Origin of the sequence: Saccharothrix luteola, assembly GCF_020859565.1 — a bacterium.
In the GTDB taxonomy this organism is placed as follows: domain Bacteria; phylum Actinomycetota; class Actinomycetes; order Mycobacteriales; family Pseudonocardiaceae; genus Actinosynnema; species Actinosynnema luteola.
Genome location: NZ_JAJHUO010000013.1, coordinates 245659 through 262304, shown reverse-complemented (window position 1 = coordinate 262304; position 16646 = coordinate 245659). Strand labels below are relative to the sequence as shown.

General features: G+C 74.0%; 17 protein-coding genes. 7 read left to right on the top strand and 10 right to left on the bottom strand.

Going from position 1 to position 16646, the window contains the following annotated elements:
- Window positions 1-2: 2 nt before the first annotated feature.
- Complete coding sequence (locus LNK82_RS20070) at window positions 3-359, top strand: VOC family protein (RefSeq protein WP_230568549.1); 357 nt, start codon at window positions 3-5, stop codon at window positions 357-359.
- Window positions 360-366: 7 nt separating this feature from the next.
- Here LNK82_RS20070 and LNK82_RS20065 read toward each other — a convergent pair whose 3' ends face one another.
- Window positions 367-642: an ArsR/SmtB family transcription factor gene (locus LNK82_RS20065; protein WP_230568548.1), complete on the bottom strand. Its 276-nt coding sequence runs from the start codon at window positions 640-642 to the stop codon at window positions 367-369.
- 119 nt (window positions 643-761) lie between these two features.
- On the opposite strand from LNK82_RS20065, the gene LNK82_RS20060 reads away from it, so the two are divergent.
- A complete protein-coding gene (locus LNK82_RS20060) occupies window positions 762-1916 on the top strand; it encodes a site-specific integrase (RefSeq protein WP_230568547.1) in 1155 nt (384 codons plus the stop codon).
- A gap of 344 nt (window positions 1917-2260) precedes the next feature.
- Here the strand turns inward: LNK82_RS20060 and LNK82_RS20055 are convergent, their stop codons facing one another.
- The 3 genes from LNK82_RS20055 to LNK82_RS20045 are packed head-to-tail and all read right to left on the bottom strand — an operon-like array spanning window position 2261 to window position 4836.
- Window positions 2261-2956 (bottom strand): histidine phosphatase family protein, encoded by a 696-nt coding sequence (locus LNK82_RS20055; RefSeq protein ID WP_230568546.1) that lies wholly within the window; start codon window positions 2954-2956, stop codon window positions 2261-2263.
- A gap of 9 nt (window positions 2957-2965) precedes the next feature.
- Complete coding sequence (locus LNK82_RS20050) at window positions 2966-3790, bottom strand: undecaprenyl-diphosphate phosphatase (RefSeq protein WP_230568545.1); 825 nt, start codon at window positions 3788-3790, stop codon at window positions 2966-2968.
- The gene (locus LNK82_RS20045) at window positions 3787-4836 is read right to left on the bottom strand and encodes an LLM class F420-dependent oxidoreductase (RefSeq protein ID WP_230568544.1); all 1050 of its coding nucleotides are present in this window, start codon (window positions 4834-4836) and stop codon (window positions 3787-3789) included. The genes LNK82_RS20050 and LNK82_RS20045 overlap by 4 nt, the downstream gene beginning before the upstream one ends.
- 140 nt (window positions 4837-4976) lie before the next feature.
- Here LNK82_RS20045 and LNK82_RS20040 point away from each other — a divergent pair, with 140 nt between their 5' ends.
- Window positions 4977-5942: an aldo/keto reductase gene (locus tag LNK82_RS20040; protein WP_230568543.1), complete on the top strand. Its 966-nt coding sequence runs from the start codon at window positions 4977-4979 to the stop codon at window positions 5940-5942.
- A gap of 13 nt (window positions 5943-5955) precedes the next feature.
- Here LNK82_RS20040 and LNK82_RS20035 read toward each other — a convergent pair whose 3' ends face one another.
- Window positions 5956-7047 carry a M48 family metalloprotease gene (locus LNK82_RS20035; RefSeq protein ID WP_230568542.1) on the bottom strand — a complete coding sequence of 364 codons (1092 nt, stop codon included), beginning with the start codon at window positions 7045-7047 and terminating at the stop codon, window positions 5956-5958.
- 171 nt (window positions 7048-7218) lie between these two features.
- On the opposite strand from LNK82_RS20035, the gene LNK82_RS20030 reads away from it, so the two are divergent.
- Both LNK82_RS20030 and LNK82_RS20025 read left to right on the top strand, forming a co-directional pair.
- Window positions 7219-8181, top strand: a complete 963-nt coding sequence (locus tag LNK82_RS20030; protein ID WP_230568541.1) for a YncE family protein — start codon at window positions 7219-7221, stop codon at window positions 8179-8181.
- Complete coding sequence (locus LNK82_RS20025) at window positions 8181-8393, top strand: DUF5703 family protein (RefSeq protein ID WP_230568555.1); 213 nt, start codon at window positions 8181-8183, stop codon at window positions 8391-8393. Before LNK82_RS20030 ends, LNK82_RS20025 begins: the two co-directional genes overlap by 1 nt.
- 152 nt (window positions 8394-8545) lie before the next feature.
- Here LNK82_RS20025 and LNK82_RS20020 read toward each other — a convergent pair whose 3' ends face one another.
- The 4 genes from LNK82_RS20020 to LNK82_RS20005 form a co-directional block, all read right to left on the bottom strand.
- Entirely contained in the window at window positions 8546-9388 is an 843-nt protein-coding gene (locus LNK82_RS20020; RefSeq protein ID WP_230568540.1) for a class I SAM-dependent methyltransferase, read from the bottom strand.
- Between the two features lie 84 nt (window positions 9389-9472).
- Window positions 9473-10570, bottom strand: coding sequence for an SWIM zinc finger family protein (locus LNK82_RS20015; RefSeq protein WP_230568539.1), 1098 nt, complete (start codon window positions 10568-10570; stop codon window positions 9473-9475).
- Window positions 10567-13254, bottom strand: coding sequence for an SCO1167/SCO6262 family helicase (locus LNK82_RS20010; protein WP_230568538.1), 2688 nt, complete (start codon window positions 13252-13254; stop codon window positions 10567-10569). Before LNK82_RS20010 ends, LNK82_RS20015 begins: the two co-directional genes overlap by 4 nt.
- A 24-nt stretch (window positions 13255-13278) precedes the next feature.
- Window positions 13279-13860 (bottom strand): PadR family transcriptional regulator, encoded by a 582-nt coding sequence (locus LNK82_RS20005; protein WP_230568537.1) that lies wholly within the window; start codon window positions 13858-13860, stop codon window positions 13279-13281.
- A 76-nt stretch (window positions 13861-13936) separates the two neighbouring features.
- Between LNK82_RS20005 and LNK82_RS20000 the strand changes: the two genes are divergently transcribed.
- Complete coding sequence (locus LNK82_RS20000) at window positions 13937-15094, top strand: winged helix DNA-binding domain-containing protein (protein WP_230568536.1); 1158 nt, start codon at window positions 13937-13939, stop codon at window positions 15092-15094.
- Entirely contained in the window at window positions 15091-16014 is a 924-nt protein-coding gene (locus tag LNK82_RS19995) for a GNAT family N-acetyltransferase (RefSeq protein ID WP_230568535.1), read from the top strand. Before LNK82_RS20000 ends, LNK82_RS19995 begins: the two co-directional genes overlap by 4 nt.
- 3 nt (window positions 16015-16017) lie before the next feature.
- Here the strand turns inward: LNK82_RS19995 and LNK82_RS19990 are convergent, their stop codons facing one another.
- Complete coding sequence (locus LNK82_RS19990; protein WP_230568534.1) at window positions 16018-16644, bottom strand: TetR/AcrR family transcriptional regulator; 627 nt, start codon at window positions 16642-16644, stop codon at window positions 16018-16020.
- Between the last annotated feature and the right edge of the window lie 2 nt (window positions 16645-16646).

Sequence of the window (16646 nt, the reverse complement as noted above, 5' to 3'; positions counted from 1 at the left end):
AGCTGACCGCGACGGTGCTCGACGCACCCGACGCCCAAGCCCTCGCCCGCTTCTACCGCGACCTGCTCGGCTGGACCCTCGACGCGGACGAACCCGGTTGGGCCACCCTCCGCCCGCCCGACGGCGGCGCCGGGCTGTCGTTCCAGACCGAAACGCGCTACCGCCGCCCCACCTGGCCCGCGGCCGACGGCGACCAGCGGATGATGGCGCACCTGGACATCGAGGTGGACGACCTGGAGACCGCCGGCGCGCACGCGGTCGCGACAGGAGCCACGCTCGCCGAGCACCAACCGCAGGAGAACGTGCGCGTCTACCTCGACCCGGTGGGCCACCCGTTCTGCCTGTACGTGGACGCCTGAACCCGGATCACGGCGGCCCGATCGCCCGGGTGATCGAGTCCAGCACGCCGGGGAACCGGTGTTCCATCTCCGCGCGCCGCAGCTCGTGGGTGCGGTAACTGCCCTGGGGCGTCACGCGCAGCACCCCGGCTTCGCGGAGCACCTTCAGGTGGTGCGACAGCGTCGACATGCTGACCGGCACGTCGAACTGGCCGCACACGATCCCGCCCGATCGGGCCAGCTCGGCCACTATCCGCAGTCGGACCGGGTCCGCGAGCGCGCTGAGCACGGTCGCGAGACGCATGTCTTCCACGTCCGGGTGTTGTAGGGCGCGCACGGTTTCGCATAGTAGCGACCACGGTCAAGTGGTCTATTAATCCACACTGAAGATATTAAGGTTATCGACGGTGTTAGGGTGATGGGGTGACCTTGCCGGAGCCGGTGCGCGCGGAACTCGACCGCGTGCGGCACGCGCCCCTGGTGGACTTCGCCGCGCTGGAGCAGGTCCGCCGCCGGTTCGACGAGGAGCAGGCCGAAGCGCTGTCGGGTTACCTGCGGGCCGCGCAGTCGACGAACACCCTGCGGGCCTACCGCTCCGACTGGGTGGGCTGGGCGGCGTGGTGCGAGGCCGAGGGGCGCGTGGCGCTGCCCGCGGACCCGGTGGACGTGGCGGTGTACCTGGCGGTGGCGGCGGACCTGGCGAAGGCCGACGGCTCCCCCGCGTTCGGTCCGTCCACATTGGAGCGCAAGGCGGCGGCGATCGCGGCGGTGCACGCGGCGGGCGGGCTGCCCTCGCCCACGCGGTCGGACGTGGTGCGGTTGACGCTGCGCGGCATCCGCCGCACTCGGCAGGCGCAGCCGCGGCGCAAGCGGCCGGTGCTGCTGGGCACGTTGGAGGCGTTGTTGGCGGAGCTGCCGCCGCCGGGCTGGCCGACGGGCGTGGCGCGGCGGCGTGACGCGCTGCTGCTGCTGGTGGGGTTCGCGGGCGCGTTGCGGCGCAGCGAGCTGGCGGCGTTGGCGTTGCAGGACGTCACGGTCGACGTGGACCCGCGCACGCACGAGCCGCTGCTGCTGGTCGAGCTGGGCGTGACGAAGACCGACCAGACCGGCGCGCAGCGCCAGCGCGTGGTGCTCCCCCGCGGCGCCCGCCGGCCGACGTGCCCGGTGTGCGCGTACGCGGACTGGGTGGACGTGCTGACGGCGCCGCAACCGCGGGCGGTGACGGAGGACGAGGGAGAGCCGTCGTCGACGCACCGCTGCCACTCCTACCGGCCCGGTCCGCTGCGGGGCCCGTTGTTCCCGTCGGTGAGCCGGCACGGGCGCCTGGGCGGCCGGTCGATGTCGGACCGGGCGGTGTCGGACGTGGTGAAGCGGTACGCGGAGCGGGCCGGGCTGGACCCGGCGCTGTTCGGCGGGCACTCGTTGCGGGCGGGGTTCGCCACGCAGGCCGCGCTGGGCGGCGCGAGCGACCGGGAGATCATGCGGCAGGGCCGCTGGACCAACCCGCGCACGGTGCACCGCTACATCCGCACCGCGAATCCGTTGGAGGACAACGCGGTCACCCGCCTCGGACTGTGATCAAGGGCGCACCGCGGGTTGTTAACTTCTAACACGCCCCGTTCTTCCGGGCGGAGCCGAACGGGCTAACGGGTTAGGGCGTCGGCTCGCTTGCGCCATTTGTTTCCACGGTGTTTCCACGTGCGTTGAGCTGCGGTTTTGGCTACTTCATCGACGTGGGCGGACGTGCTGACCTGCGCAGGCGACGCGGCGCCGCCGGACGTCCAGCCCGCAGGAGGGCGTTCACCCGCGCGGTGACGCCAATACGATCGTCCCCACGAGGCCGCCCGCCCCGGCCAAGCGCACCGTGGCCCCCGGACTACCCTGCACTGTCCGGGGGCCACGCGCTGCTCGCACCGCCCGCGTCAGGAGCCGGTCGCGCCGCCCACGACGGCGTCGGAGGACGGCGGCTCCTCGGTCTTCTCCGGCGGTGGCGCCAGCACGGACAGGTCGCCGCCGTTGTCGTTGACCCGCAGCACGAACGGCCGGGTCTCGGTGTACTGCACGACGGACACCGAGGCGGGGTCCACGACGATGCGCTGGAACCCGTCGAGGTGCACGCCGAGCGCGTCGGCGAGGACGGCTTTGATGACGTCGCCGTGGCTGCACGCGAGCCACACCGCGCGGGGTCCGTGCTCGGCGGTGACGCGGGCGTCGTGGGCCCTGATCGCGGCCACGGCGCGGGCCTGCACGGTCGCGAGCCCTTCGCCGTCGGGGAACACCGCGGCGGACGGGTGCTGCTGCACGACCGACCACAGGGGTTCGGCGTACAGCTCCTTGATCTCGCGCCCGGTCCACTGGCCGTAGTCGACCTCGGCGAGGTCGGGTTCGACGACCGGGTCGAGGCCGAGCCGGTCGAGCAGCGGCGCGAGGGTCTGCCGGCAGCGTTCCAGCGGCGAGGTCACCACGGCGGCGACGGGCACGCCGGCGAGCCGGTCGACCAGCGCCGAGGCCTGCTCCACGCCCCGGTCCGAGAGCGTCACGCCGGGTTGCCGGCCCGCGAGGACGCCCGCTCCGTTGGCGGTGGAGCGGGCGTGTCGCAGCAGGATCACGGTAGCCACGTGGCCACCCTATGTCGGGTTGATGAGCCCCATCGACAGCAGCCCCATCAGGACGATGCCCAGCAGCAGCCGGTACCACACGAACGCCGAGTAGCTGTGCTTGGAGACGTAGCGCAGCAGCCAGGCGATCGTGGCGTAGCCGACGACGAACGCGACGACCGTCGCGGCGATCATCTGCGGCACCGACGCTGCGTTGGGCTCGGAGCGGTCGAGCACGTCGGGGATGCTGAACAGCCCCGCGCCGAACACGGCGGGCAGGGCCAGCAGGAACGAGTAGCGCGCGGCGGAGGCGCGGTCCAGGCCGAGGAACAGACCCGCGGTGAGGGTCCCGCCGGAGCGGGACACGCCGGGGATCAACGCCATCGCCTGGGCCAGGCCCATGCCGACGGCGTCCTTGAGCTGGAGCTTGGTGCGCAGGTGCTGGGCGAACTGGTCGGCGAGGCCGAGCAGCAGGCCGAACACCACCAGCACGGTGGCGGTGATCCACAGGTTGCGCAGCGACGAGCGGATCTCGTCCTTGAACAGGTAGCCCAGCACGCTGATCGGGATGGACCCGATGATCACGTACCAGGCCATGCGGTAGTCCTCGGTCTTGCGCGCGGCCTTGCTGAACAGGCCGCGGAACCAGGCCGCGATGAAGTTGCCGATGTCCTTGGCGAAGTAGATCAGCACCGCGACTTCGGTGCCCAGCTGGATCACGGCGGTGAACGACGCGCCCGCGTCGTTGCCGAAGAACAGCGTGGAGACGATCCTCACGTGCGCCGACGAGGAAATGGGCAGGAATTCCGTGAGTCCTTGGACGAGTCCTAGGACGAGGGCCTGCAACCAGCTCAACTACCCACTCCTGCCAGATCCAGAGCTTCGGTCGCCGTGCGGAGCGCGGCGATCCCCTGCTCGAGATCTTGCAGCATGGGCGAAAGGGTGAGCGTGGTGACCCCCGCTTCGGCGTAGGCGCGCATCTTGTCGGCGATGCGCTCCTTGGTGCCGAGCAGGGACGTGCCGTCGAGGAAGCCGAGCGGCAGCGCGGCCATGGCGCCGTCGTAGTCGCGGGCGAGGTAGCGGTCCTGGACCTCGGCGGCCTCGGCGGCGAAGCCCATGCGCGCGGCGTTGTCGTTGTAGAAGTTCTTCTGCCGGCTGCCCATGCCGCCGACGTAGAGCGCGGCGTAGGGCCGGATCCGGTCGGCGCAGGCGCGCCAGTCCTCGCCGACGACCATCGGCACGGTGGCGGCGATGTCGTAGCCGTCGAGGGTCTTGCCCGCCTTGGCGCGGCCGGCCTTGAGCGAGGCCAGCGCGTCGGCGGAGTGCTCGGGCGAGAGGAACAGCGCGAGCCAGCCGTCGGCGATCTCGCCGGCCAGCTCGACGTTCTTCGGGCCGACCGCGGCCAGGTAGACCGGGATGTGCTCGCGCACGGGGTGCACGGTCAGCTTGATGGCCTTGCCGGGGCCGTCGGGCAGCGGCAGCGTGTAGTGCTCGCCGTCGTAGCTCAGCCGCTCGCGGCGCAGGGCGGTGTTGACGATGTCGACGTACTCCCGGGTGCGGCCCAGGGGCTTGTCGAACCGCACGCCGTGCCAGCCCTCCGACACCTGCGGCCCGGACACGCCGAGGCCCAGCCGGAACCGGCCGCCGGACAGGGAGTCCAGGGTGGCGGCGGTCATCGCGGTCATCGCCGGCGTCCGCGCGGGGATCTGCAGGATCGCGCTGCCCACGTCGACGCGCTCGGTCTGCGCGGCCACCCACGCCAGGACCGTGGGCGCGTCGGAGCCGTAGGCCTCGGCGGCCCACACCACCGAGTAGCCCAGCCGGTCGGCAACCCTTGCCAGTTCGAGGTTCGCGGCGTCGTTGCCCGCGCCCCAGTACCCGAGGTTCAGTCCCAGTCGCACGAACCGTGACCCTACCGGTCGGTAACCTGGTTGGCCAGGCGACACCCCGGCCGGCGCGTCCCGGATCGTGACGTGATTCGGCCTTGACAGGCGCGTGCCACGGGCCGCCGGAATGTCGATCACCCTTTAGGCTCCCCCGCGTGGAACAGCGATACCTCGGGCGCAGCGGACTGCGGGTCTCCCGGATGGCCCTTGGCACGATGACCTGGGGCCGGGACACCGACGCGGACGAGGCGGCCACCCAGCTGCTCGCCTTCACCGAGGCGGGCGGCACGCTGGTGGACACCGCCGACGTGTACGTGGAGGGCGAGAGCGAGCGGATCCTGGGCGGCCTGCTGGGCGAGGTCGTGCCGCGGGAGGAGGTGGTGATCGCGACGAAGGCGGTGGCGCGGCGCAACGACGGCCCGTTCGGCGGCGGCGCGTCGCGCGGCGCCCTGCTGCACGCGTTGGACGGGTCGCTGCGCCGGTTGGGCGTGGAGCACATCGACCTGTGGCAGCTGCACGCGTGGGACCCGAACGTGCCGCTGGAGGAGACGCTCTCGGCGCTGGACGCGGCGGTGGCGTCGGGCCGGGTCCGCTACGCGGGCGTGTCGAACTACTCGGGCTGGCAGCTGGGCACGGCGGCGGCGCTGCCGGGGCACACGCCGCTGGTGTCGACGCAGGTGGAGTACTCGCTGCTGGAGCGGGGCGTGGAGCGCGAGGTGGCGCCGGCGGCGCAGCACCACGGTGTCGGCCTGCTGCCGTGGGCGCCGTTGGGGCGGGGCGTGCTGACCGGCAAGTACCGCAACGGCACGCCGTCGGACTCGCGGGGCGCGTCGGCGCACTTCGCCGGGTACGTGGAGCAGCACCGCACGGAGCGGGCGGCGCGGATCGTGCAGGCGGTGGCGACGGCGGCGGACGGGCTGGGCACGAGCGCGCTGTGCGTGGCGCTGGCGTGGGTCCGCGACCGGCCGGGCGTGGTGGCGCCGGTGGTGGGGGCGCGGGACACCGCCCAGCTGCTGGGGTCGTTGGCGGCGGAGGAGCTGACGTTGCCGCCGGCGATCCGGGCGGCGCTGGACGACGTGAGCGCGGTGGAGTTCGGCTACCCTGAGCGACCGCTCGGCTGAGCGCGATCCCGCCTCACCCGCCCGGGGTGGAGCCGCCGAGCAGGGAGTCGTCCACGAGCCGGAACCACTCGCGCACCCCGTCGAGCCGGTCTTCGAGCCAGGTGGCGACCTCGGCGGCGAGGTCGAGGGCACGGGGGGTGCGGACGTGGCCGGCGAGGTGTTCGACGAGGGTCTGGATGCGCCGCACGGGCGGCGGGTGGTTGCCCGCGAACGGGACGGTGAGGCCGAGCTGGTCGGCGAGCCGGTCGGTGACCTCGTGCAGGAACAGCACCAGCAGCACCGCGCCGACCACGTACGGCTCGTGCGCTTCGAGTTCGCGGTGCCCGAGGCCGTCCAGGGTGCGCAGCATGATCGTGGCGGCGACGCGGTCGGCCTCGTGCTCGCGCGGCCAGCCGACGGACTGCGCGTCGAGCGCGCCGACCGGCGTGTGGGGGTCGGTGAGGCGGCGGGCGTGCCGCAGGTGCCCGGACAGCACGTGCCCGACCTCGTGCGCCAGCGTGAACTGGGTGCCGCGACGCGCCATCAGCGAGACCAGCGCGGCGCGTTGCCCGGACAGCTCGGGCAGCCGCCGCGCCTGGACCGCGCCGTTGCCGTACAGGTGGGCGTTGACGGCCTCGGCCAGGGCGTAGGTCGCCTGGTCGGTGCTCAGCAGGGCCGGGGCGCCGTAGTCCGGCAGCGCCCCGGTCATGATCTTCAGCACGGTGCCGAGCAGGTCCAGCAGCGAGGTGTTGACCAGCACGAGCACGCCGCGGCCGGGCACGGGGACGCTGAGCGCGTCGAGGGTGCCGGTGGGGAACACGCCCGCCAGCACCGGGATGGTGGTCTCCCAGCCCGCGGTGCGGGCCAAGTGCAGCACCTCGGGTTGCAGCGCGTCGAGGGTGTGCTGCTGTTCGCGCAGGTGCGCGGGCCGGTAGGCGGCCGGCCGGACCCGCACGTCGACCAGCCGCGCGAGCAGCGCGGACGGCGGCTCGGCGGCCACCTGGGTCCACGTGTGGTAGCGCGCGGCGGTGTCGCCGCCGGGGTGTGCCGGCGGGTCGAGGTGGTCGACCACCCGCCGGTCCCGCAGCAGTTGCACGTGCCGATCCCGCAGCTCCTCGACCGTCATCGCGACGCCTCCCCGTTCACCTGGGATAGTCGCCGGGAAGGGCTCGGAGGTACGGGATCGGCGCGACTATCACCTTCCCAGACCAACGACAACACCCGCCCCCTGCGTGACGATGGTGGTTCGGTGATGGATGCTGGGAGGGCTGAACGGGGTCGACTGGGAGGTCCGACGTTGCGCCGACTGGCGGCGGTAGTGCTCACCGGGGTCGCGTTGGTCTCGGGCTGTGCGACGGAGGAGAACCCGGCCGACCCGTTGCAGCTCGCGGCGACGTTGGAGCCCGCGCGACCTGCGGCGTCGCCTGATCAGGCGGGCGTACCGCAGGGCCGGGTGGTGCCGCTGGGGCGGGCGGTCGCGGTCGCGGTCGCGGGCGGTCGGGTGGCGGTGGCGCTGGCCGATCCGCCGTCGGTGGCCCTCTACCCCGCCGACACGCTGGGTGATCCCGTGGTGGTGCCGTTGCCCGGTCCGGCGGAACGGCTGGTGACGGTCGGTGACGCGGTGGAGGCGGTGGTGCCCGCCGGTGTCGTGGTGACGATCCAGCCGGACGGCTCGACGTCCCAGCGCGCGGTGGACGGCGCCCCGGTGGACGTGGCGCGGGTGGGCGACCGCACGTTGGTGGCGCAGCGCGACCTGCGGCAGGTGTCGGTGGACGGGCACGTGGTGCGCGGCATCTCCAGCCCGGACCGGCTGGTCGCGGTGGACGGCGCCGCGGTGGTGCTGGACCGGCCGCGCAGCGCGGTGTTCGACCTCGACCCCGGTGCCGACGGCCCGGGCGCGGGGTTGCGCGCGGGCGAGGGCGCGACGAACGCGGTGGCCGACCGGTTCGGCCGGGTGCTGGTGGTGGACACGCGCGGCGGTGAGCTGATGGCGTTCTCCACCGCTCCGTTGATCATGCGGTTGCGCTACCCCGTGCCGGGCGCGCCGTACGGGATGGCTTACGACGCGACGCGTGACCTGGTGTGGATCACGCTCACCGAGCGCAACGAGGTCGTGGCGTTCGACGTCGCCGGCGCGGAGCCGGTGGAGAGGCACCGGTTCGCCACGGTCCGCCAGCCGGACTCGGTGGCGGTCGATCCAGGCAGCGGGCGCGTGTTCGTCGCGTCCGGGGACGGCGCAGGGATGCAGGTGATCGGATGATGGGCGATGGGGTGATCGACGGGGACTGGGAGTACCGGCCGCTGCGGCTGCCGGCCGGTGTCTCCCGTCGCACGGCGACGACGCAGCTGGCGATCCACGCGGAGTTCGCCGGGTGGGAGCTGTCGCGGACGTTGTTGTTCGGTGACGGTTCGCGCAAGGTGTGGCTGCGCCGCAAGCGGTCGGCGGCCGTGATGCCGGGTGTGATCACCTAAAGGCAGGCGCGGGCTCGGAGGGCGCGACCGCCGAGGCGGTGGCGGCGGAGCCGTTCGGCGACCACCACACCTGTGGTACCACAGGTGTGGTGGAGCGGGCTCGAACTGCGGATTCCCCCTGCTTCCGTCCGCTGTGGACGGTGTGGTCGAGGTCAGGGGCGGCGGGCTTCGATGAGCCAGGCGGCCGAGTCGTAGCGGACGCCCCGGTCGGTGTGGTGGGCGGCCAGGTCGGTGCGCAGGTCGGCCACGGCGCGGTCCCGCGCCTCGGGGTCGAGGCCGGCGAGCAGCCGGGAGAACTGGCCGGTGACGAACCGGCAGGCGTCGTCGACGTCGCGGCCGAAGTACATGGGTTCGGTGAGGCCGTGGACGCGCACGTCGGTGAACCCGGCCGAGGTCAGCAGGGGCCGCACCTGGTCGGGGTCGTGGAGCGAGCCCGGTGTGGTCGGTGGTGCGGGCAGGTCGCGGCCGGCGGCCAGGGCGGTGCGGAAGGCCGTGAGCCAGGCGTTGCGCTCGAACGGCTGCCAGGACAGCAGCGCCAGGCGTGCGCCGGGGCGCAGCGCGCGGGCGATGTTGGCGAACGCGGCGTGGGGGTCGCCGAAGAACATCGCGCCGTGGCGGCTGAGGGCCACGTCGAAGTGCCGTTCGGGGAACGGGTGGATCTGGGCGTCGGCGTGCAGGAACCGCGCGTTGGGCACGTGGTCGCGGTCGGCCGTGCGGCGGGCGAGTTCGATCATCGCCGAGGACAGGTCCACGCCGAGCGCCGTGCCCTCGGTGGCGCGGCGGGCGGCGTCGCGGGTGGTGAGCCCGGCGCCGCAGCCGATGTCGAGCACGTGCGAGGTCGGTTCGATCCGCGCGGCGTCCAGCAGCCGGTCGTGGTAGCCGGCGACGCCCTCGTCGATGCGGTCGGCGCGGGCCGCCCAGAAGTCGCCGTCGTCGCCGTTCCACGCGCGCAGCTGGTCCACGTTGGACGGATGGACCGCCGGTACCGCGTTCATGACCCTGTCCCCCAGTCGTCGTTCCCCGGCCGCAGGACCTTAGTCGGGTGACGGCGGGTGGACGACGCGTTTCGCGGAACCCGGTCAGTCGGTGTCGGTGAGGGCGGCGGTGGGGTCGCGGTGCGGTGTGCCGGTGGGCCACCAGTCGCCGTCGGTGGCGCGGTAGGGGTACCAGCGGCCGTCGCGGCCGTAGCGGAGTTGTCGGTCGTGGACGGTCCAGCGGTTGCGCCACACGGCGGGTTCGGGCAGTTCGCCGCTCTCCCAGGCGGCGCGGGCGCGGGCGGTGTCGGTCTTGCCGGGTGTCCAGGGGTGTTCGAGGACGTCGAGGGCGCCGGCGCCGCCTTGCTGCCAGGCGCGGACGGCGCGCGGGTCGGCGTCGAGGCGGTCGCGCAGGGCGGGGTGGGTGGCGGCCATGCGGATGTGGTCGCGGCGGTCGTCGGGCGCGGGCCACCGCCCGGTGGCGAGCACCTCGCGGGCCTTGGCGGCGGCGTCGGCGACGAGCAGCCGCAGCACGTCGACGTCGATGCCGGGCGCGGGTTCGAACTCGGGCAGGGGGCCGAGCTCGGCGGGCGGTGGGTCGTCGGGCAGGTCGGGGACGGGCTGGGCGTAGGCGGTGGTGGCGAGGACGCCGGTGGTGGGTCGGACGCCGGCGACGACCTCGTCCTGGTCCCGTCCGCGCAGGAGCAGCAGGACCCACGGATCGGCGTCGAGCAGCCAGGACGCCTGGTGGCACAGGGCGGCGGCGTGGCGGCAGGGAAGTTCCCAGCCGGGGCAGGTGCACTCGGGGTCGAGGTCGCCGATGCCGGGCAGCAGCGGGACGCCCGCGTCGGCGGCGGCGTCGGCGAGTTCGCGGGGCATCTCGCGGTCGAGCAGCGCGGCGAGGTGCCCGGCCTTGGCGGCGATCTGGCCGAGGAACCGGTTCCACTCGGCGTCGGTGAGCGGGGTGAGGTGGACGGAGGTCTGGTAGGTGTCCTCGGTGTCGTAGACGGTGGCGGCGATGCGGCCTGGGCTGACGGTGATGGTGCCGACGAGCCCGGCGTGGGCGTACTTGCGGCCCTGGCGCAGAGGCGCCTGGTCCAGCGAGGTGTCCTCCAGGGCCTGCAGCCACGCCTTGCCCCACCAGGAGCCGGCGCGGCGCACGCCCTTGCCGAACGCCGGGAAGCCTTTGACGCGATCGCTCATGTGCCGCTCCGGAGTTCGACCAGGTTGCCCAGTTCGTCGTCGGACAGTTCGGTGAACGCGGCGTCGCCGCGGGCCAGGACGGAGTCGGCGAGGTCGCGCTTGGCGCGCAGCATCGCGGCGATGCGGTCCTCGATGGTGCCTTCGGCGATGAGCCGGTGCACCTGCACGGGCCGGGTCTGGCCGATGCGGTGCGCGCGGTCGGTGGCCTGGTCCTCCACGGCGGGGTTCCACCACCGGTCGTAGTGCACGACGTGGTCGGCGCGGGTGAGGTTGAGGCCGGTGCCCGCGGCTTTGAGGGAGAGCAGGAACACCGGGCACTCGCCGTCCTGGAAGCGGCGCACCATGTCCTCGCGGGCGGGGACGGGCGTGCCGCCGTGCAGGAGTTGGCTGGGGATGCCGCGGCCGGCGAGGTGGCGTTCGATGAGGCGGGCCATGGCGACGTACTGGGTGAACACGAGCACCGCGCCGTCCTCGGCGAGGATGGTGTCGAGCAGCTCGTCGAGCAGTTCGAGCTTGCCCGACCGGCCGGCGAGCTTCGGCGAGGTCTCCTTGAGGTACTGGGCGGGGTGGTTGCAGACCTGTTTGAGGCCGGTGAGGAGCTTGACGATCCGGCCGCGGCGGGCGATGCCGTCGGCCTCGCGGACCTCGGCCATGAGCTCGCGCACGACGGCCTCGTAGAGGGCGGCCTGCTCGCGGGTGAGGGCGACGGGCTGGTCGGTCTCGGTCTTGGGCGGCAGCTCGGGCGCGATGCCGGGGTCGGTCTTGCGGCGGCGCAGCAGGAAGGGCCGCACGAGCCGGGCGAACCGCTGCGCGGCCTCCTGGTCGTGGTCGGCCTCGATGGGGCCGGCCCACCGTGCCTTGAACTGGGCCATCGTGCCGAGCAGGCCGGGGGTGGTCCAGTCGAGGATCGCCCACAGCTCCGAGAGCGTGTTCTCCACGGGGGTGCCGGTGAGGGCGACGCGGGCGCGGGCGGGGATGCGGCGCAGGGCCTTGGCGGTGTCGGAGGCGGGGTTCTTCACGTGCTGCGCCTCGTCGGCGACGACCATGCCCCAGTCGACGTCGGCGAGCCGGTCGGCGTCCAGGCGCATGGTGCCGTAGGTGGTGAGCACGAAGCCCTCGTGCGCGACGTCGCGGCGGGGGCCGTGGAAGCGGCGGACGGGCACGCCGGGCGCGAAGCGCTCGATCTCGCGCTGCCAGTTGCCCATCAGCGACGCGGGGCAGACCACGAGGGTGGGTCCGGGGTGGTGCCGGTCGCGGTGCAGGTGCAGCGCGATGAGGGTGATGGTCTTGCCCAGGCCCATGTCGTCGGCCAGGCACGCGCCGAGGCCGAGCGAGGTCATGCGGTCCAGCCAGCGCAGGCCGTGCAGCTGGTAGTCGCGGAGGGTGGCGCGCAGCGCGGGCGGTGCGGCGAGCGGCTCGTCGTCGAGGTCGGCGAGCCGGGACTTCAGCTCGTCCAGCCAGCCGGTGGCGGCGACCTCGACCTCGACCCCGTCGACGTGGGTGGTGCCGGTCAGGGCCGCGCCGAGCGCGTCGATCGCGGTGACGGGTTTGAGGGCGCGTTCCCGGGCGCGGCGGGCGAGTTCGGGGTCGACCAGGGTCCAGCGGTCGCGCAGCCGCACGACCGGCCGGGTGGCCTCGGCGAGCCGGTCGAGCTCGTCGGGGGTGAGCGGGTCGTCGCCCAGGGCGAGCTGCCAGTTCACGGAGGTGAGGTGGTCCGGGCCGAAGAATGCCGGCCGGTCGGCGGGGCGTTCGCCGATGACGACCTTGGCCGACAGGTCCCGCACGAGGTCCTTGGGCCAGTGCACGTCCACGCCCGCGGCGGCGAGCCGGACGGCGCCGGTGGCGAGCAGGTGCTCCACGTCGGAGTCGAGGAGGGCGACCTCGTCGGGCACGGGCTGGTCGAGCAGCCGTTCCAGCGGCGCCCAGGCGCGGGCGGCGCGCCGCAGGGCGACCATGGCGTCGGCCCGGGACCGCTGGTTGGCCGACGCCCACAGCTCGACGGCGTCGACCACGCGGGCGGGGTCGGCGAGGCTGTGGACCTGCACGACGGCGCGGAACGGGCCGAAGCCCTCGATCCGCAGCGAGATGCGCACGCCCTGGTCGGCCCAGTCGCGCAGGTGCGGCACCCGCTGGGGCGCGGTGGCGGCGAACGCGGGCGCACCCGCGGCGTGCACGGCCGCCGCGCCACGCGGCATGGTGTCGGCGACGGCGTCGAGGAACGCGCGCAGCAGCGGCTCGGCGTCGGGCAGTTCGAGCGGCTCGCGGCCCGGCAGCGGCACGGCCCGGGCGTGCGCGGGCATCGCGTCGGCCAGGTCGCGCACGCGGGCGTGGTCGGCGGCGTCGAGGGGACCGAGCAGCCAGGCGTCGAAGTCGCCGTCGGTGACCGCGGGCCGCACCCGACCACGTGCGACGAGCTGCAACGCCACGACGACGGCCGCGCCCCAGAACGCGGCGGCGGGGTGGGCGTGCGGTGCGCGACGGGCGCGGCTGAGCAGCGGCACGGCCTCGGACACGGGCAGCCGCAGGGCGGGCACGGTGCGCGCGGCGCCGTCGGGGGTGGCGATGGTGAGCCGGTCGGAGCCGGGAGCGCCGTCCGGTCCCGGCGGGTCCTGGGCCGGGTAGAAGGCGACGGTGGACGTGCGTGGCGGGTCGGCTGCCTCGAAGACGGCCGCGTACCGCTCCAACCCTGTGTTCAGCGTTCCCCCTCGCTACTCAAGTTTGAGCATACCCCAGCTGCCGGGCGCGCCGGGCGATCCCGGCTCGCCCGCCATGGGGTAGGCGCCCGCTTCGAGGCGTTCGACCAGGCCCCGCGTCCACTCCGCCCCGCCGGCCGCGGTGTGCTCCCACAGCCCGAACAGCTCCTTCACGTGCGACGGCTCGTCCCACTCCCCCGCCTGCTTGCGCGCCGCGTCACGCCGCGCCTCCAACGCGGCCAACCGCTCGGTGAGCAGACCCACGGCCTCCTCCCGCGACAGCGACGGCAGCAGCGCCAGCCCGGCGGCCAGCAGGTCGGGCCGCGTCTCCGGGCGGCGCAGCGCGTCGCGCAGCAGCCTGCGGTACTCGGCCTCCCCCTTGGGGGTGATCTCGTAGTCCGTGCGGCCCGGCGGCACGGAGTGGTCGGCCAGGCAGCCGTCCTTGGTGAGCTGCTTGAGCGCGTGGTAGATCGAGCCCCACTTGACGTTGGCCCACTCCCCCGCGCCCCACGACATCAGGTCGTTGCCGATCAGGTAGCCGTGGGCGCGCCCGTAGCCGCGCACCACCCCGAGCACCAGCAGCCGTGTTGCCGACATCGCGTCCTCGTCCAGCGGTCTCCGGGTTCCGCGATCCCGGTTTCGCCGATCAGGGTAGAGCGCCGAGGATGGACCGGTGACCCTCGCCAAGATCGACGACGCCGCGCGGCGGGCCCGCCTGGGCACCCGGCACCTGCTCTCCACCCGTGCCGCCGCGGTCGAGGACGTGGTCGACGCGGTGGTCGGCCTGCACGCCACCGACCCCGCGACCGCGTTCCTGTCCGCGTGCGCCCGCCTGGAGCGGCCCTCGGTGGCCGAGGTGGAGGCCGCGTTCTACGAGCGGCACACGCTGGTCCGGTTGCTGGCCATGCGCCGCACCATGTTCGCCGTCACCGCGGCGACCGCGCCCGTGGTGCAGGCCGCCGCGGGCGCCGCCGTCGCCGCGAAGGAGCGGCAGAAGCTGCTCGTCTACCTGGCCGAGGGCGTCGGCTGGGACGCCGACCGCCTCGCCGCGGTCGAGGAGACCACCCTGGAGGCGCTGCGCCGGCGGGGAGCGGCGACCACCGTCGACCTCACTCGCGACGTGCCGGACCTGCTCGAACAGGTCGTCGTCGCGGCCGGCAAGCCCTACGAGACCCGCCAGAACGTGTCCAGCCGCGTCGTCCGCGTCCTGGCCGCCGAGGGCCGGATGCGCCGCGGCCGTCCCCTCGGCACGTGGCTGAGCACCCGGTTCCGCTGGGAGCCCGCCACACCGTGGCCCGAGCTCGACCCCGCCGACGCCCGCGCCGAGCTGGCCCGCCGCTGGCTCGCCTCCTACGGGCTCGGCTCCGAGGCCGACCTCAAGTGGTGGACCGGCTGGAACCTCGGGCACACCCGCAAGGCCCTCGCCGCGGCGGGCGCGGTCGAGGTCGAGCTGTCCACCGGCCCCGGCTACGCCCTGCCCGACGACCTCGACCCGGTCGAGGACCCCGAGCCGTGGGCCGCGCTGCTGCCGGCACTGGATCCGACGCCGATGGGGTGGCAGGCTCGCGGCTGGTACCTCCCCGACCGGCACCGGCCACGCCTGTTCGACACCGCGGGCAACGTGGGCCCGACCGTGTGGTGGAACGGCGCGGTCGTCGGCGGGTGGGCCCAACGCGCCGACGGCGGACTGGTGTGGGAACTCCTCGAGGACGTCGGCGCGGACGCGGAGGCCGCGATCGCCCGGGAGGCGGACCGGTTGGCGTCCTGGCTCGGCGGGGTGCGCGTGATCCCCCGCTTCCGGACACCGTTGGAGAAGGAGTTGGCGACATGATCCTGTTGCGGAAGGTGGACGACTGCGCGGTCGAACGGCTGCTGGGCCTCGCGGTGGCCGACACCGATCCCGGCGACGTGATGCCACCGGGCTGGACGGTCGACCGGCCCGACGAGTTCCGCGAGTTCTACCGCGGCTTCCAGGACGACGCCTACGAGATCGTGGAGGACGACCGCACGGTCGGCATGGTCCGGCTCAGCGCCAAGGGCGAGACCGGCATCTGGGTCGCCCGCTGCGCCCGCGGCAACGGCATCGGCCTCGCCGCGCTGCGCCGCGTGGTCGAGGAAGCGCCACGTCGCGGCGTCACCACGATCGTCGCCGACACCACCACCGACAACGTCGCCGCCCTGACCATCCTCCGCAAGGCGGGCGCCACCCTCGACGTCGACGGCGCCCGCGTCTGCGCGCGCATCGCCGTGCCCACCGAACCGCCGCCCGACCTCACCGACGCCGGCGACCTGCTCCTGGCCTACCTCGACTTCCACCGCGACGCCGTGCTCCGCAAGATCGACGGCATGTCCGAGGACGAGCTGCGCACCAGCCGCCTGCCGACCGGCTGGACGCCGCTGGCGATGGTCAAGCACCTCGCCCACGTGGAACTGCGTTGGCTGCGCTGGTGCTTCCGCGGCGAGGAGATCGCCCACCCCTACGGCAACCCCGACGTCGACCGCGCCGAGTGGGTCCTCGAGGACGACGACACCACCGACCGCGTCCGGGAGTTCTACCTCGAACAATGCGCCCGGTCACGCGACATCGCGGCCGAGTCCGCCCTCACCGACCGGGCCGTGCGCCGCAACCGGCCCGAGGCGCCGCCGCCGACGCTCGCCTGGATCCTGTTCCACCTGCTCCAGGAGTACGCGCGCCACGTCGGGCACCTCGACGTCGCGCGCGAGCTCAGCGACGGCGTGGTCGGGACCTGACCGTCAGGTCGCGGACTTGCGCAGCTTGGCGTGCAGCGCGCGGCGGGCGACCGGGCCGAGCTCCTGCACCACGTCGACGAGGGCCGCGAGGCGCTCCAGGGCGTCCAGCGCGGCGTGCGCGCCGGCGGGATCGACGCCCTCGAACAGCTCCAGGCCGATGAACCCGGCGCACACCGCGCGGGACAGCCCGGCGGTGTCCACCAGGTCGGCGACCGGCGAGTCGGCCAGCAACCGGTCCAGCACCCGCTCGATCGGCCGGATCCACAACCCCAGCGCCGCCGACGTCGCCTTGGCCAGCTCCGGGTCCGCCTGCGCGCCGGCCAGCATCTGGGCGAGCACCATGACGTTGCCCAGCGAGCGCTCCTCGGCGTGCAGCCGCCGGCCGAGGTCCAGCAGCCCGCGCAGGTCGGCGACCTCGTCCAGCCGGGCCGCGAACGGCGCCACCCTGGCCTCGGTCGCGGCCAGGCACGCCGCTTCCAGCAGCTCGTGCACGCTGCCGAAGTGGTAGAACACCAAGGCCTGGTTGACGCCGGCGGTGGCGGCGATCGTGCGCGCGGACGTCCCCGTGATGCCGTGCCGGCGGATGGTCTCGATCGCGCCGTCGATCAGTCGCTGTCGGGTGTCGGCCATGC

Coding starts and splice junctions, on each gene's coding strand:
- LNK82_RS20020 (WP_230568540.1), bottom strand. CDS start 9,388: ATGAACGCGGTACCGGCGGTCCATCCGTCCAACGTGGACCAGCTGCGC.
- LNK82_RS20025 (WP_230568555.1), top strand. CDS start 8,181: ATGGGCGATGGGGTGATCGACGGGGACTGGGAGTACCGGCCGCTGCGG.
- LNK82_RS20015 (WP_230568539.1), bottom strand. CDS start 10,570: ATGAGCGATCGCGTCAAAGGCTTCCCGGCGTTCGGCAAGGGCGTGCGC.
- LNK82_RS19995 (WP_230568535.1), top strand. CDS start 15,091: ATGATCCTGTTGCGGAAGGTGGACGACTGCGCGGTCGAACGGCTGCTG.
- LNK82_RS20035 (WP_230568542.1), bottom strand. CDS start 7,047: ATGACGGTCGAGGAGCTGCGGGATCGGCACGTGCAACTGCTGCGGGAC.
- LNK82_RS20005 (WP_230568537.1), bottom strand. CDS start 13,860: ATGTCGGCAACACGGCTGCTGGTGCTCGGGGTGGTGCGCGGCTACGGG.
- LNK82_RS19990 (WP_230568534.1), bottom strand. CDS start 16,644: ATGGCCGACACCCGACAGCGACTGATCGACGGCGCGATCGAGACCATC.
- LNK82_RS20065 (WP_230568548.1), bottom strand. CDS start 642: ATGCGTCTCGCGACCGTGCTCAGCGCGCTCGCGGACCCGGTCCGACTG.